This is a genomic window from Actinopolymorpha rutila (assembly GCF_013407855.1).
Taxonomy (GTDB): Bacteria; Actinomycetota; Actinomycetes; order Propionibacteriales; family Actinopolymorphaceae; genus Actinopolymorpha; species Actinopolymorpha rutila.
Genome location: NZ_JACBZH010000001.1, coordinates 2,804,497 through 2,819,298, shown reverse-complemented (window position 1 = coordinate 2,819,298; position 14,802 = coordinate 2,804,497). Strand labels below are relative to the sequence as shown.

9 protein-coding genes are annotated in these 14,802 nt (G+C 71.8%); 3 read left to right on the top strand and 6 right to left on the bottom strand.

Annotated features, from left to right (window positions below):
* Window positions 1-132 precede the first annotated feature (132 nt).
* From rpsA to F4554_RS12575, 3 genes are all read right to left on the bottom strand, one after another.
* Entirely contained in the window at window positions 133-1,656 is a 1,524-nt protein-coding gene (rpsA, locus tag F4554_RS12585) for a 30S ribosomal protein S1 (protein ID WP_179787554.1), read from the bottom strand.
* A 389-nt stretch (window positions 1,657-2,045) separates the two neighbouring features.
* Entirely contained in the window at window positions 2,046-3,089 is a 1,044-nt protein-coding gene (locus tag F4554_RS12580; protein WP_179787553.1) for a phosphotransferase family protein, read from the bottom strand.
* Window positions 3,090-3,102: 13 nt separating this feature from the next.
* Window positions 3,103-4,431 carry a M18 family aminopeptidase gene (locus tag F4554_RS12575; protein WP_179787552.1) on the bottom strand — a complete coding sequence of 443 codons (1,329 nt, stop codon included), beginning with the start codon at window positions 4,429-4,431 and terminating at the stop codon, window positions 3,103-3,105.
* A gap of 127 nt (window positions 4,432-4,558) precedes the next feature.
* On the opposite strand from F4554_RS12575, the gene F4554_RS12570 reads away from it, so the two are divergent.
* Entirely contained in the window at window positions 4,559-5,380 is an 822-nt protein-coding gene (locus tag F4554_RS12570) for a class I SAM-dependent methyltransferase (RefSeq protein ID WP_337796004.1), read from the top strand.
* A 36-nt stretch (window positions 5,381-5,416) separates the two neighbouring features.
* Here the strand turns inward: F4554_RS12570 and polA are convergent, their stop codons facing one another.
* On the bottom strand, window positions 5,417-8,119 hold the full coding sequence (gene polA / locus F4554_RS12565; protein WP_420360722.1) for a DNA polymerase I: 2,703 nt from the start codon (window positions 8,117-8,119) through the stop codon (window positions 5,417-5,419).
* Window positions 8,120-8,183: 64 nt separating this feature from the next.
* Here polA and F4554_RS12560 point away from each other — a divergent pair, with 64 nt between their 5' ends.
* Complete coding sequence (locus F4554_RS12560) at window positions 8,184-8,564, top strand: PaaI family thioesterase (protein WP_179787549.1); 381 nt, start codon at window positions 8,184-8,186, stop codon at window positions 8,562-8,564.
* Window positions 8,565-8,614: 50 nt separating this feature from the next.
* Here F4554_RS12560 and ileS read toward each other — a convergent pair whose 3' ends face one another.
* Window positions 8,615-11,749 carry an isoleucine--tRNA ligase gene (ileS, locus tag F4554_RS12555; RefSeq protein WP_179787548.1) on the bottom strand — a complete coding sequence of 1,045 codons (3,135 nt, stop codon included), beginning with the start codon at window positions 11,747-11,749 and terminating at the stop codon, window positions 8,615-8,617.
* A gap of 425 nt (window positions 11,750-12,174) precedes the next feature.
* Here ileS and F4554_RS12550 point away from each other — a divergent pair, with 425 nt between their 5' ends.
* Window positions 12,175-12,921 (top strand): DUF554 family protein, encoded by a 747-nt coding sequence (locus tag F4554_RS12550; protein ID WP_179787547.1) that lies wholly within the window; start codon window positions 12,175-12,177, stop codon window positions 12,919-12,921.
* Here the strand turns inward: F4554_RS12550 and F4554_RS12545 are convergent.
* Entirely contained in the window at window positions 12,893-14,755 is a 1,863-nt protein-coding gene (locus F4554_RS12545) for a GNAT family N-acetyltransferase (protein ID WP_179787546.1), read from the bottom strand. The two genes, F4554_RS12550 and F4554_RS12545, sit on opposite strands and share 29 nt — an antisense overlap.
* Between the last annotated feature and the right edge of the window lie 47 nt (window positions 14,756-14,802).

The following is a 14,802-nucleotide window of genomic DNA, read 5'->3' as shown; positions in this document are numbered from 1 at the left end:
CAAACTCCGCAGGGGCGTACGCCTGCGCGAGCCGGACCCCGGACGGCTTGCTCCCTGACGAGAAACGGCAACGGCCCCGCCGGATGGCGGGGCCGTTGCCGTTGTCGTCGCGTCGGTACGCGGGGACCAGACTCAGCCGTTGCCGGTGAGCTTCTCCCGCAGCGCCGCGAGCGCCTCGTCCGAGGCCAGCGTGCCCTCGGCCTCGCGCGACGGCTCAGCCGACGCGTAGGAGGACTGACCGGAGGAGGAGGAGGAAGAGGAAGGCGCCGCGGCCGCGGGGGCCTCGGCCTCCTCGATCTCGGCCTGCTGCGCGGCCTCGATCTGCTTCTTGTGCGCCTCCCAGCGGCTGTGCGCCTCGGCGTACTCGCGCTCCCACTGGTCGCGCTGCTTCTCGAAGCCCTCGAGCCACTCGCCCGTCTCCGGGTCGAATCCCTCGGGGTACTTGTAGTTGCCCTGGTCGTCGTACTCGGCGGCCATGCCGTAGAGCGTCGGGTCGAACTGATCCCCGATCGCCTCGGCGCCCTCGTTGGCCTGCTTGAGCGACAGCGAGATCCGGCGGCGTTCGAGGTCGATGTCGATGATCTTGACCATGACGTCGTTACCGACCTGGACGACCTGCTCGGGCACCTCGACGTGGCGCTCGGCCAGCTCGGAGATGTGCACCAGGCCCTCGATGCCGTCGTCGACCCGGACGAACGCACCGAACGGCACCAGCTTGGTGACCTTGCCCGGCACGATCTGGCCGATCTGGTGGATCCGGGCGAACTGCTGCCACGGGTCCTCCTGCGTCGACTTCAGCGACAGCGAGACGCGCTCGCGGTCGAGATCGACGTCGAGCACCTCGACGGTGACCTCCTGGCCCACCTCGACGACCTCGCTCGGGTGGTCGATGTGCTTCCAGGACAGCTCCGAGACGTGCACCAGACCGTCGACACCACCGAGGTCCACGAACGCACCGAAGTTGACGATGCTGGAGACGACGCCCTTGCGGATCTGGCCCTTCTGCAGCTGGTGCAGGAAGTTCTGCCGGACCTCGGACTGCGTCTGCTCCAGCCACGCACGCCGGGACAGGACCACGTTGTTGCGGTTCTTGTCCAGCTCGATGATCTTGGCCTCGAGCTCGCGGCTGACGTAAGGCTGAAGGTCGCGGACGCGCCGCATCTCCACCAGGGAGGCCGGCAGGAAGCCACGCAGACCGATGTCGAGGATGAGACCGCCCTTGACGACCTCGATGACGGTGCCGGTGACGACGCCGTCCTCCTCCTTGATCTGCTCGATCGTGCCCCAGGCGCGCTCGTACTGAGCCCGCTTCTTGGACAGGATCAGGCGGCCTTCCTTGTCCTCCTTCTGGAGGACCAGCGCCTCGACGTGGTCGCCGACCTTCACCACTTCGCCCGGGTCGACGTCGTGCTTGATCGACAGCTCGCGGGCGGGGATCACGCCTTCGGTCTTGTAGCCGATGTCGAGCAGGACCTCGTCCCGGTCGACTTTCACGACGGTGCCCTCGACGATGTCACCGTCGTTGAAGTACTTGATTGTCTCGTCGATCGCGGCGAGGAAAGCCTCTTCCGAACCCACGTCGTTCACCGCGACCTGCGGCGTCTTCTGCTGGGCCGGTGCTGATTCGGTCAGCGGGGCCTCGATGCTGCTCGTCATCTGGTTGATGGCTCCGATATGGCGTTGGTCGTCGTCACGTGCGCGCGTGGACCCTTTGATCGCACTGCCGAGAAGTCGCGGCCGTTTTTCCTGGGCCGGAACCAGGTGATTTCGACAAGAACGAGCGCGAGCCTGCTCCGTCCGAGGTCGCACAGGCCCACAACGCTCATGTCAGGATACGGGTGCCCCGCGACAAGGGTCAACGCAACCCCGCAGACAGCGGCCATCCCAAACGCGGGAACCTCGCGGAGCGTTCCCGCTGTGCGGCACACCGGGAGTCGAAGAGACGATTTGTCCGGTTATCGGGGCCTATCGGCCGATCGCCACAGGCTACGGCACGGCTGGACCGGCGCGCGAACGCGAACCGGCCATGATCCGCAGGGCAGACCCTAGGGCCGACTGGCCGCGGTGTCGTCGCCCGGGCCGGGCACGGGCCGGCCCCAGTCGGGGCGCCCGCCGGACAGGTTTCTGGCCCGGGCACAGCGCAGCAGCAGGTCGGTGGCGGCACGGGTGACCTCGTGTTGCTCGGTCCTGCCGGCCAGGTCGACCAGGGCGAACAGATCGACCGCCTGCGCGATCCGCCGGAACTCCGGGTGCAGCGGCGGGCCGTAGGCGCGCAACGCGTCGACCACCGCGGTGGCGAACACCTCGTCGGTCTCGAACCGCAGCAGGTTGCCCAGGTCCGCGTAGGGGCTGCCGGCATGGGCGTACTCCCAGTCGACCAGGCCGGTCACAGCCCCGGTTTCGGGGTCGACGAGGAGGTTCTTGGGGTTGAAGTCGGAGTGGCACAGGCAGGTACGCCGAACCTCGTCGAGCAGGTCCTGTCCCTGCCGGGCCACCTCCCGCAGGCCGGCGAGGTCTGCGAAGCTCCAGCCGGCGAGGGCACCGGACTCCCGGTGGGCGTTCACCCACTCCTCCAGTCCGCCGGCGGCTCCGGTCCAGGGCCGGACCCGCAGGCCGGCGTCGACGAACTCGCCCGCCCGGGGGAAGGGCATGCCGGACAACCGCGCGAGCACCCTGCCGACGCCGGCGCCCGCCGCCTTCCGCAGCCGCGGCGACGCGTCCGGGAGCCAGCGGTCCAACGGCTCGCCGGGCAGTCGTTCCACGAGCAGGAAGGCGGGCTGGTCGGGGGTCGCCCGGGTGCGCAGGTCGAGGACCCGCGGCACCGGCACCAGGTCTCGGACCAGGGCGAGCAGCGCGGCGTCGATCCCTGCCCGCCCGGGCTCGCGGAGGTAGAGCCGGAGCACGGCCTCCTCGCCCGGGGCGCCGACGAGGAAGGTCTCGCCGCTGTACCCGCCGGACAACGGCCGGGCCTCGGCGCCGAGGAGTTGCCTGGCGGCCGTGGTCACCGGATGTCCCGCCGCGTCGCCGGCGCCCGCACCGAAGTCGTCGCCGGAGTCGTCACCGAGAACGTCGCCGGGTGTGGGTGGCATCGGCGCCGCTCCCTCAGCCCGCGGGGGCGAGGAACGCCGCCAGGGCGTCGACGTACATTCCCGGGTCGGCGGCCCCGCACAGCTCGCGCGCGGAGTGCATCGCGAGCTGCGGCGCGCCGACGTCGACGGTGGTGAGGCCGACACCGGCGGCCGTGATCGGACCGACGGTGGACCCGCACGGCATGTCGGCGCGGCTGACGAACCGCTGCAGCGGGACGTCGGCCTGCTCGCACGCCGACACGAACGCACCGGTTCCACGGGCGTCGGTGGCGTAGCGGAGGTTGACGTTGACCTTGAGCACCGGCCCGCCGTTGACCGCGATCAGGTGGTGGGGCTCGTGGCGCTCGGGGTAGTTGGGGTGCGTCGCGTGGGCCATGTCACCGGACGCGCAGATCGACCCGGCGAGGGCCCGCAGGAGGTCCTCCCGGTCGCCGCCGCCGGCGAGCACGATCCGCTCGAGGACCGCGGGCAGCAGCGTGGACGCGGCGCCGCGTTCGGAGACGCTGCCCACCTCCTCGTGGTCGAACAACGCCAGCACCGGCACCAGCGGGACAGCTCCGGGAGTGTCGACAGCATCGAGCAGCGCCCGCATTCCGGCGTAGGTGGTGCCGAGGTTGTCCAGCCGCGGTGCGCTCACCAGGTCTCCGTCGCGGCCGATCAGGGTGCTCGGCGCGAGGTCGTGGGTCATCAGCTCCCAGGCGAGGACGTCACCGGGCTCGACCTTCAGCTCCTCGGCGACGAACTCGGTGAAGTCGCCGGGTGTGGAGCCCACTCCCCAGACCGGGAAGACGTGCTGCTGGGGGTTGAGCTTCACTCCGGTCTCGCGGATCTCGCGGTCGAGGTGGATCGCGAGCTGCGGCACTCGCAGGATCGGGCGGTCGACCACCAGCAGGCGTTCGTCGGTGCCGTCGGAGGTGCGGACGCTGACCCGGCCGGACAGGCCGAGGTCGCGGTCGAGCCAGGAGTTGAGCAGTGCGCCGCCGTAGGGCTCGGCGGCGAGGACCTGCCAGCCCGCCCGGGTCGTGTCGGGGTGCGGCTTGATCCGGAGGTTGGGGCTGTCGGTGTGCGCGCCGACCACCCGGAACGGCGTGTGCGCGCCGGCCGCCTGCTCGGTGCTCCACGCGACCAGCGACCCGCCGCGCACGGTGTAGTAGCGACCCGGCTCGCGCGGCCAGCGGGCTGCCTCGTCCACCGCGGTGAACCCGGACGCCTCCAGCCGGGCGGCCACCTCCGCGCAGGCGTGGAACGGCGACGGCGCGGCGTCGATGAACTCACACAGGCCGGCTGCCTCGGCGAAGCGCTCGGGCACGGAGGGGGTGTCGGTCGAGGGCTCAGTGGACATGCGGAGGATCCTAGTGCGCTGGTCCGACAGGACCGTCGGGCAGCGACCGGTGCTGTTCCGGAGCGGCGACCGGCGTCGTCCGGAAGGGCGACCGGGAGAAGGACCGGAGGAAGGGAAGGTGCGCGGCGTGGCCGACCGCTCAGGCGCGACCGGACCGTGCGGACGTGCGCCCGGCCCCGAGGTGCCCGGCGTGCCCGGCGCGGCCAACCGGCGCTGGTGGGACGCCAACGCCGACGACTACCAGCTCGAGCATGGCGACTTCCTGCGCGACACCGGTTTCGTGTGGGGACCGGAGGGGCTGGACGAGGCGGACGCGGGACTGCTCGGCGACGTACGCGGACTTCGGGTGCTCGAGGTGGGATGCGGTGCCGCCCAGTGCGCCCGCTGGCTGCGCACGGCCGGCGCCCACCCGGTCGGGGTCGACGTGTCTTTCCGGCAGGCGCAGCACGCTCGGCGGCTGGACGAGCAGACCGGCGTGGAGGTGCCCGTGGTCACCGCGGACGCCGGGGCGCTGCCGTTCGCCGACGCGGCGTTCGACGTGGCGTGTTCGGCGTACGGCGCGCTGCCGTTCGTCGCCGACCTCGACGGGGTGCTGCGGGAGGTGGCCCGGGTGCTGCGGAAGCGGGGCCGCTGGGTGTTCAGCGTCAGCCACCCGCTGCGGTGGGCGTTCCCGGACGATCCGGGCCCGGCGGGGCTGGTGGCCGACCGGTCCTACTTCGACCGGACGCCGTACGTCGAGGCCGACCGGGCCGGACGGCCGGCGTACGCCGAGTACCATCGCACGCTCGGCGACTGGATACGTGCGCTGACCACGGCGGGCTTCGTGGTCAGCGACCTGGTGGAGCCCGAGTGGCCGGCGGGCAACACCAACGTGTGGGGCGGCTGGAGCCCGCTTCGCGGCCGGCTGCTGCCCGGCACGGCGATCTTCGTCTGTGAACGCACGACGTAGTGCGGGTAGCCCGTCTCAGGCCGGGTCAGCGACCGGTCAGTGGCCGGCCTCGTGCCAGGTGCGGCCTTCCCCGAGGGAGACGTCGAGGGGGACGGTCAGGTCGGCGGCCCCACCCATCTGCGCGCGGAGCAGTTCCTCGACCTGGGCCCGCTCCCCCGGCGCCACCTCCACCACGAGCTCGTCGTGCACCTGCAGCAGGACGCGGGACGTGAGCCCGGCGGTGCGCAGCGCCTCGTCGACGCCGAGCATCGCGACCTTGATCAGGTCGGCCGCGGATCCCTGGATCGGCGCGTTCAGCGCCATGCGTTCGGCCATCTCCCGGCGCTGGCGGTTGTCGCTGGTGAGGTCGGGAAGGTAGCGACGGCGGCCCAGGATCGTCTCGGTGTAGCCGGTCTTGCGGGCCGCGTCGACGACGCCGCGCAGGTAGTCGCGCACCCCGCCGAAGCGCTCGAAGTACTCGTCCATCAGTCCGCGCGCCTCGGCGGTGTCGATGCGCAGCTGCTGGGACAGGCCGTACGCCGACAGGCCGTAGGCGAGGCCGTAGTTCATCGCCTTGATCTTGGCCCGCATCTCGTGGGTGACCTCGGCCGGCGGAACGGAGAAGACCCGCGAGGCGGTGGCCGCGTGGAAGTCCTCGCCGGAGTTGAACGCGTCGATCAGCCCCGCGTCGGCGGACAGGTGGGCCATGATCCGCATCTCGATCTGGCTGTAGTCGGCGGTCACCAAACGCTCGAACCCCGGCCCGACGACGAACGCCTCCCGGATGCGGCGGCCCTCCTCTGTGCGGATGGGGATGTTCTGCAGGTTGGGATCGGTGGACGACAGCCGGCCGGTTGCGGCGATGGTCTGGTTGAACGTGGTGTGGATGCGCCCGTCGTGGGCGATCGTCTTGAGCAGGCCCTCGACCGTGGACCGCAGCCTCGACGCGTCGCGGTGGGCCAGCAGGTGGGCGAGGAACGGGTGCTCGGTCTGCACGAACAGCTGCTGCAGCGCCTCGGCGTCGGTGGTGTAGCCGGTCTTGGTGCGCTTGGTCTTCGGCATGCCGAGCTTGTCGAACAGCACCACCTGCAGCTGCTTGGGTGAGCCGAGGTTGATCTCCTCGTCGATCACGCGGTAGGCCTCGTCGGCGGCCTGCTTGACCTGGCCCGCGAAGTGGGCCTCCAGCTCCGACAGCCGGTCCGCGTCGACGCAGATGCCGACCTGCTCCATCCGGGCGAGCACGCTCACCAGGGGCAGCTCGACCTCACCGAGCAGCCGGGCGCCGCCTCGCTGGGACAGCTCCTCGTCGAGCTTGGCGGCGAGGTCGATGACCGCGCGTGCGGCCACCATGGCGGTCTCGGCGATGCCGCCGGAGTCGTCCACACCGTCCAGGCTGAGCTGACCGTCGTCGGCCGTCTCGGTGCGCAGCTCCCGGCGGAGGTAGCGCAGGGTGAGGTCGGACAGGTCGTAGGAGCGCTGGTCGGGACGGACGAGGTAGGCGGCGAGCGCGGTGTCGCTGGTGAGTCCGCGCAGGGTCCAGCCCCGGGCGGCGAGGGCGAGGATCGGGCCCTTCGCGTCGTGCAGCGCCTTCTCGTGCGCGGCGTCGGCGAGCCAGTCGGCGAGCACCTGCTCGTCCTCAGGAGTCATCAGGGTCGGGTCGAGCCAGACGGCGGTGCCGTCGGAGGAGGCCAGCGCCACCCCGGCGACGTCTCCGGAGCCTCTCCCCCAGCTGCCCTGGACGTGCAGCCCGGTGCGCACCGTGCCCGGCTCTCCCTTGGCGTGCTTGTCCAGCCAGCCGGCGAGCTGCCCCGCCTCCAGGGCGGTGCCGGTGACCTCGAACCCCTCCTCGGCCTCGGGCTCGGCCGTGTGCAGGGTCGCGAACAGCCGCTCACGCAGCACCCGGAACTCCAGCGCGTCGAACACCCGGTGCACGGCGTCGCGGTCCCACGGCCGCAGGACGAGGTCGCCGGGCTGCACCGGGAGGGACACGTCGCGTACGAGTTCGTTGAGCTGGCGGTTCTGCAGCACCTGCCCGAGGTGCGCCCGCAGCGACTCACCGGCCTTGCCCTTCACCTCGTCGACGTGGGCCACGAGGTCGTCGAGCGAGCCGTACTGGTTGAGCCACTTCGCCGCGGTCTTCGGCCCCACGCCGGGAACGCCGGGAAGGTTGTCGCTGGTCTCGCCGACCAGGGCGGCGAGGTCGCTGTAGCGCGCGGGCGGAATGGCGTAGCGGCGCTCCACCTCCGCCGGCGTGATCCTGGCGACCTCCGACACCCCGCGCGTCGGGTAGATCACCGTCAGGTCGTCGCTGACGAGAGAGAAGGAGTCGCGGTCGCCGGACACGACGAGCACCTCGTGGCCCTGCGCGACCGCCGCCGTGGCGAGCGTCGCGATCACGTCGTCGGCCTCGTAGCCCTCCGCCTCCGCGAACGGGATGTTGAGGGCGCCGAGCACCTCCTTGATCAACGGCAGCTGGCTGCGGAACTCGTCAGGCGTCTTCTGCCGGCCGGCTTTGTACTCCGCGTAGGCCTCGCTGCGGAACGTCTGCCGCCCGACGTCGAACGCGACCACGATGTGGGTCGGCTGCTCGTCGCGCAGCATGTTGATCAACATCGAGGTGAAGCCGTAGACCGCGTTGGTGGTCTGGCCCGTCGCGGTGGAGAAGTTTTCCGCCGGCAGGGCGAACCACGCCCGGTAGGCCAGCGAGTGGCCGTCGAGGAGCAGGAGCCGTGGTCGGTCGGTGCGGGGTGCGTCTGCCACGCAGGCGACTCTAGTAGTCCCCACCGACAGCCCGGGCCGACCGGTCGTCTGGTCAACTGGTCGTATGTCGCAGTTGCCGGACGCGCCCATTCACGAACGCCTCGGGATCACGATCACCGAGGCCGACCCCGACCGGTGCGTGGGGACGATGCCGGTGGAGGGCAACACCCAGCCGTTCGGCCTGTTGCACGGGGGCGCGTCCTGCGTGCTCGCGGAGAGCCTGGCCTCGATCGCCGCGGTGCTGTGGGCCGGACCGGGCCGGATCGCGGTGGGCGTCGACCTGAACGCCACCCACCACCGCGGGGTGCGCGGCGGATCGGTCACCGGGGTGGCCACCCCGCTGCACCGCGGCCGGACCACCGCGACGTACGAGGTGGTGATCAGCGACGAGGATGGGCGGCGCGTGTGCACCGCCCGCCTCACCTGTCACCTCCGTGACGCCTGACTCTCGGCCGAAACCCCGGCCGAGACGTCGCGGACCGAGGTGCCCGGAGCTCAGGCCTCCCGGCGTACGGACACCTGGACGGTCCAGCCCTCGCCGACCTCGACCGCGGGTCCCGGCTCGCCGTCGGCTGTGGCCCCGACCTCGAGCTGCCGGGCGAGCGTCTCCCCCGCCACCAGCTCGCGGTGGGTGTCGACCGCCCGGCGTACCTCCTCGTCCGGGGACGTGACCGTCAGCGCGATCCGGTCGGACACGTCCAGGCCGGCGTCGCGCCGGGCCTGCTGCACCGCCCGGATCACGTCCCGCGCGACGCCCTCCGCGGTCAGCTCCGGTGTCACCTCGGTGTCCAGGTCGACCACACCGACGTCGCCGGGCAGCGCGGCCGAGGACTCCGGCCGCGCCGGGACGAGCCGCAGCTCGTACTCCCCCTCGGCCAACGTCACACCTCCGGCCACCACGCCGTCGTCGCCGACCGACCAGTCGCCGCCCTTGACCGCGCGGATGACCCGCTGCACGTCCTTGCCGAGGCGCGGACCCAGCGCCCGCGGGACCACCGAAAGCACGCGTTGACAGTGCGCGGCCACGTCGCCGTCCAGCCGGACCTCCTTGACGTTGACCTCGTCGCGGACCAGATCGACGAACGGGCGCAGCCGCTCGGCCTCCGGCGCGGCCACGGTCAGGCTGGCCAGCGGCAGCCGGACCCGCAGGCCCTTCGCCTTGCGCAGGGCGAGCGCCGCCGAGCACACCGCGCGTACGCCGTCCATCGCGGCCACCAGGTCGGGGTCGGCCGGCAGGCTGCCGGCGTCCGGCCAGTCGGTCAGGTGCACCGAGCGTTCGCCGGTGAGGCCGCGCCACACCTCCTCGGTCACCAGCGGGAGCAGCGGCGCCGCCACCCGGCACAGCACCTCCAGCACGGTGTAGAGGGTGTCGAACGCGTCCTGGTCCCCGGACCAGAAGCGGTCCCGCGAGCGCCGGACGTACCAGTTGGTCAGCACGTCGAGGAACGACCGGACCGCCGCGCACGCGCCGGAGATGTCGTAGCTGTCCAGGTCCGCGGTCGTCTCCACCACCGTGTCGTGCAGCTTCGCGAGCACGTAGCGGTCGAGCACGTGGGTGGAGTCGGTACGCCAACGGGCCTGGGCGTTCTCGGCGTTGGCGTACAGGGTGAAGAAGTAGTAGGCGTTCCACAGCGGGTTGATCGACTGCCGAACCGCCTCCCGGAACGCCGTGTCGGCCACGATCGCGTCCCCGCCCCGCAGCACCGGCGACGACATCAGCGCCCACCGCATCGCGTCGGCGCCGTAGGAGTCGAACACCGCGCGCACGTCGGGATAGTTGCGCAGGCTCTTGGACAGCTTGCGCCCGTCGTCGCCCTGCAGGATGCCGTGCACCACGCAGCTGCGGAACGCCGGCCGGTCGAACAGCGCGGTCGCCAGCACGTGCAGGAGGTAGAACCACCCGCGCGTCTGCGGGACGTACTCCACGATGAAGTCGCCCGGGTAGTGGTTCTCGAACCACTCGGTGTTCTCGAACGGGTAGTGCACCTGCGAGAACGGCATCGCCCCGGACTCGAACCAGCAGTCCAGCACCTCCGGCACCCGGCGCATGGTCGAGCGCCCGGTCGGGTCGTCGGGGTTGGGCCGGGTCAGCTGGTCGATGCCGGGGCGGTGCAGGTCGGTCGGGCGTACGCCGAAGTCGCGCTCCAGCTCGTCCAGCGAGCCGTAGACGTCCGTCCGCGGGTAGTTGGGGTCGTCGGACTTCCACACCGGGATCGGCGAACCCCAGAAGCGGTTCCGGCTGATCGACCAGTCGCGGGCGTTGGCCAGCCACTTGCCGAACGACCCGTCGCGCACGTGCGCCGGCGTCCACTCGATCTGCTGGTTGAGCTCGACCATCCGGTCCCGGAACCGCGTGACCTCCACGAACCAGCTGTCCACCGCCTTGTAGACCAGCGGTGTGTCGCAGCGCCAGCAGTGCGGGTAGGGGTGGGTGTAGCTGTCCTGGCGGACCAGGACGCCCCGCTCGCGCAGCTCGCGCAGCAGCGGCCGGTTGGCCTCGAAGACCTGCAGCCCCTCGAACCTCGGCGCGACGGACGTGAACCGCGTGTGGTCGTCGACAGTGACGATCACCGGGATGCCGGCGGCCGTACACACGTTGAAGTCGTCCTCACCGTGGGAGGGGGCGACCTGGACGACGCCGGTGCCGTCCTCGGTGGAGACGAAGTCCCCGGCCAGCACGGTGAACGCCGCGGGCACCTCCGCCATCGCGTCGGTCAGGAACTCGAACAGCGGGGTGTACTTACGGCCGACGAGCTCGCTGCCCTTGAGCGTGCCCACCCGGGTGGCGCCCTCGAACTCCGCGGCGTACGCGTCCAGCCGGGCCTCGGCGAGGATCCAGCGGTGCCCCTCGTGCTCGAGGACGGCGTAGTCGATGTCGGGTCCGACAACCAGCGCGACGTTGGGCACCAGCGTCCACGGCATCGTCGTCCAGGCGAGGATCCGCTCACCGGTCTCCAGCTGGAACCACACCGTGCTCGCCGGGTCGGTCCGGTCGCGGTAGACGTCGTCCATCCGGGTCTCGGTGTTGGACAGCGGCGTCTCGCACCGCCAGCAGTACGCCAGCACGCGGAAGCCCTGGTAGACGAGCCCCTTGTCGTGGAGCGTCTTGAACGCCCACATGACGCTTTCCATGTAGGACAGGTCGAGCGTCTTGTAGTCGTTGCCGAAGTCGACCCACCTGGCCTGGCGGTTGACGTAGCTCTCCCACTCGGAGGTGTAGCGCAGCACCGACGTGCGGCAGACCTCGTTGAACCGCTCGACACCGAGCTCCACGATCTCGCGCTTGGTGGAGATGCCCAGCTCGCGTTCGGCCTCGACCTCGGCCGGCAGGCCGTGGCAGTCCCAGCCGAACCTGCGCTCGACCCGGCGGCCGCGCATGGTCTGGAAGCGGGGAACGACGTCCTTGACGAAGCCGGTCAGCAGGTGGCCGTAGTGGGGCAGGCCGTTGGCGAACGGCGGCCCGTCGTAGAAGACGAACTCGTTGTCGCCACGCTCACCCGCCGGGCGCTGGTCGACGCTGGCCTGGAAGGTCTTGTCGGCCTCCCAGTGGTCGAGCACCTCGCGTTCGAGATCGGGGAACGACGGGGAGGCGGGCACCTTCGCGTCGTCGCGGTGTCGGGGGTAGCTCATCTCGCAGGCGTCCTCGGGTCGCAGCTCGAGCTGTGCGCTCGTGCCGTGCGGGTCGTGCGAGGACGAACCCGCGCCACCGGTCGGCGCGTGCCCGCGGTACCACCTCGCTTGGCCCGGTCGCGACGGGGAGTCGCGGTCGAGCCCGCTCGTTGGCCGGCTGTCACGGGCCGGACCCGTCCGGGTCTAGTAGGAGCCGGGTGGCTCCGTTCTTCCGGAGGCTCGCCGGTGATGGCCGGGTCGACGCCTGTACGCCAAGAGTACCGAGACGCGCCAGTGTGTTTCCCGTATCCCTCGCTATCCCTCAGATCCTTCCGCTCCGTCCGGACCGGGCGAAGTCGACGGGCCGGGCGAAACGGACGGAGCGGGCGGAGCGGGCAGGAAGCCGCCGCGGGAGGCGGGCCGGTGGGCTCGGTAGTGTCCGGGTGGTGTTCCGCGGCTTCGGCACCCTGCTCAACGTGGCCACGATCCTGGTCGGCACCGGTCTGGGCGTCCTGCTCGGCCACCGCCTCCCCGGCCGCACCCGAGACGTGGTGACCGACGCGATCGGGCTGGTCACCCTGCTGATCGCCGCGTTCGCCGCCTACGCCGTCCGCGACCCGGCCCTGGTCGGCCTGGTCGGCCCGAACGCACCGATGCTGATCGTCCTGGCCTCGCTCGTCGCCGGCGGGGTGATCGGGTCGTTGCTGCGGCTCGAACTCCGGCTGGAGGGCCTGGGTCACCGGTTGCAGTCCCGGCTGGCCGGGCGGGCGGCCTCGCCCGAGCGCCGCCGGTTCGTCGAGGGGTTCGTGGCCGCGTCGTTGCTGTTCTGCGTGGGCCCGCTCACCGTCCTCGGCTCGATCTCCGACGGTCTCGGGCGCGGCTCGGAGCAGTTGGCGCTCAAGGCGACGCTGGACGGGATCACCTCGGTGGCGTTCGCGGCGTCCTTCGGCTGGGGCGTGGCGGCGGCAGCTCTCACCGTCCTGGTGGTCCAGGGTGGGCTCACGGTCGTCGGCGCACTGGCCGGGACGTTCCTTTCCGCCGGGCAGGTCTCGGCGCTCACCGCCACCGGCGGGCTGTTGCTGGTCGGGGTCGCGCTGCGGCTGCTGCGGATCAAGCAGTTGCCGGTGGGTGACCTGCTTCCCGCCCTGGTGCTGGCGCCGCTGTTCACCGCCTTGGTGTCAGCGTGGGGATGACGTCCACCGGCTCGCGTTCGCGTCCGCCGCTGGGGCTGACGACGGTGCACGACAGCGGGAGCGGTTCGGCTCCGACAGCCAGGCGTACCAACCGGCCGGCTTCGCCCTCGACGGGCAGCACCAGGCGCCGGCGGGCGTCCCGCAGCACCACCTGACTGGCACCCGGGCCGGGGACGGCGGCCACCACGAGCAGCCCGGTGCGCGGGTTGAGACATCCCAGCGCGACCGCCCGCCGGCGGAACAGCCGCGGCACGTCCATGGTGGCCACGCAGTCCAGGCGACGCCCCCGCCAGGCGACCACGGCAACCTTGTGGCCCTGCCGGCCGCGTAGTTCGACCACCGCCATCCGGCCGGCCTGGTCGTGCACCTCGGCCAGCAGCGAGATGTCCAGGCCGCGGGCCACGGTCATCGCGGCCGACTCCGCCAGCACGGCCCGGCCGTCGTCGTAGGCCGCGAGGTCCAGCCGCCGGGTGCCTCCCCAGGTGGGGTTCTCCAACTGCACCGGGGGCTGCCGGACCGCGAGGTGTTCGGGCGAGGCCGCGATGGTGTCCACCGAGTGCGTGCCGTCGGTCAGCGGACGGGCGAAGACCACGACGCTGCCGTATGGCGAGCGGCGGTCGTCGTGGCGCCAGGAGGCACTCAGGCCGTCTCCGGCCGGTGGGAGCTCGGCCCACTCCGAGTCCCGGCCGAGCGGCTTGTCCCCCACCCGGCGCCACATCTGCAGCCGGGAGGTCGGCACGGCTCCGGCGGCCCCCGCGGTCCCGGCGTCGCTGGCCGGGGCGCCCGAGGTGAAGTCGGCCGGTGCCAGGACCAGCCGCAGGACCGCCGCTTCACCGCCGGAACCGCCTGAACGGCCTGAACGGCCGGAGCCGTTGGACCCGGTGAGGTCGCCGGAATAGTTGATCACCAGCGCCTTCGGTGGTGGGACGCCCAGCTGTTCCTGACGGTCGAGGCGCAGCGCCGGCGGCCGGCCGCGGTCGGCGATCTGGGCGACGTACGCGTGACCGTCCTGACCGACTCCCTGCAGCAGCGCCACCCGGCCCGCGCCGATCCGGCCGGCCCACACGGCGTAGACCTTGCTCAGGGCGCCCGGCATCGTCTGCCCCGTCGAATCCCGCCACACCCGGGTGGCCTCGGCGATGAAGTCCCGGTTGTCGGCCAGGTCTCCGCGTGGGACCCACCGCACCAACCGGGCGTCGGTGGGCGGCTCCGGCGGGTTGAGGGCACGCAGCACCGGATCCGCTCCGAGCGGGAAACCGACGAGGGCGACCAGCGCGATGGCGACCGCCAGGCCGAACCGGCGCCGGCCGGGCCGCCGCCAGGTGTCGCGTTCGGCGACGTAACGCACGCTGTGGCCAAGGCCCGGGTCGGCCGACAGCGCCGGACCGGCGAGCTGCATCCCCGCCTTCTCCATCACCCGCGCGGACGCCCCGTTGGCGGTGTAGCACTGGGCCGAGATGCTGCGGACGCCCAACTTGCCGAAGCCGTAGGAGAGCACGGCGACGAGGGCCTCGGTCATGTAGTCGTGGCCCCACGCCGACCGGTCCAGCGCGTACCCGACGGTCAGCTCACCGGTGCTCGGGTCGAACGACCGGGCGACTCCGATCCAGCCGATCACCACGCCGGTCGACCGCAGCACGATCGCCGCGTCGTGGGACGTACGCGGCGCCTGCGCGTTGTACCGCAGCACCGCGTCGAACCACGCGTCCGGGCTGGTACCGGCCTGCTTGTCGAGGTACCGCGTGACCTCGGGGTCCTTTCGCCACAGCCGGACAGCACCCCGGTCGGTCTCGACGAAGTCCCGGATGAGCAGCCGCCTGCTCCGACACTCCATGGCCACCAGTGTTCCGGTTCGGGGGAACGCGCATGCACCGATCGCGA

Bases quoted from the DNA above. Each gene is read 5' to 3' on its own strand.
- rpsA (WP_179787554.1), bottom strand. From the start codon at position 1,656: ATGACGAGCAGCATCGAGGCCCCGCTGACCGAATCAGCACCGGCCCAG.
- F4554_RS12580 (WP_179787553.1), bottom strand. From the start codon at position 3,089: ATGCCACCCACACCCGGCGACGTTCTCGGTGACGACTCCGGCGACGAC.
- F4554_RS12575 (WP_179787552.1), bottom strand. From the start codon at position 4,431: ATGTCCACTGAGCCCTCGACCGACACCCCCTCCGTGCCCGAGCGCTTC.
- F4554_RS12560 (WP_179787549.1), top strand. From the start codon at position 8,184: ATGTCGCAGTTGCCGGACGCGCCCATTCACGAACGCCTCGGGATCACG.
- ileS (WP_179787548.1), bottom strand. From the start codon at position 11,749: ATGAGCTACCCCCGACACCGCGACGACGCGAAGGTGCCCGCCTCCCCG.
- F4554_RS12545 (WP_179787546.1), bottom strand. From the start codon at position 14,755: ATGGAGTGTCGGAGCAGGCGGCTGCTCATCCGGGACTTCGTCGAGACC.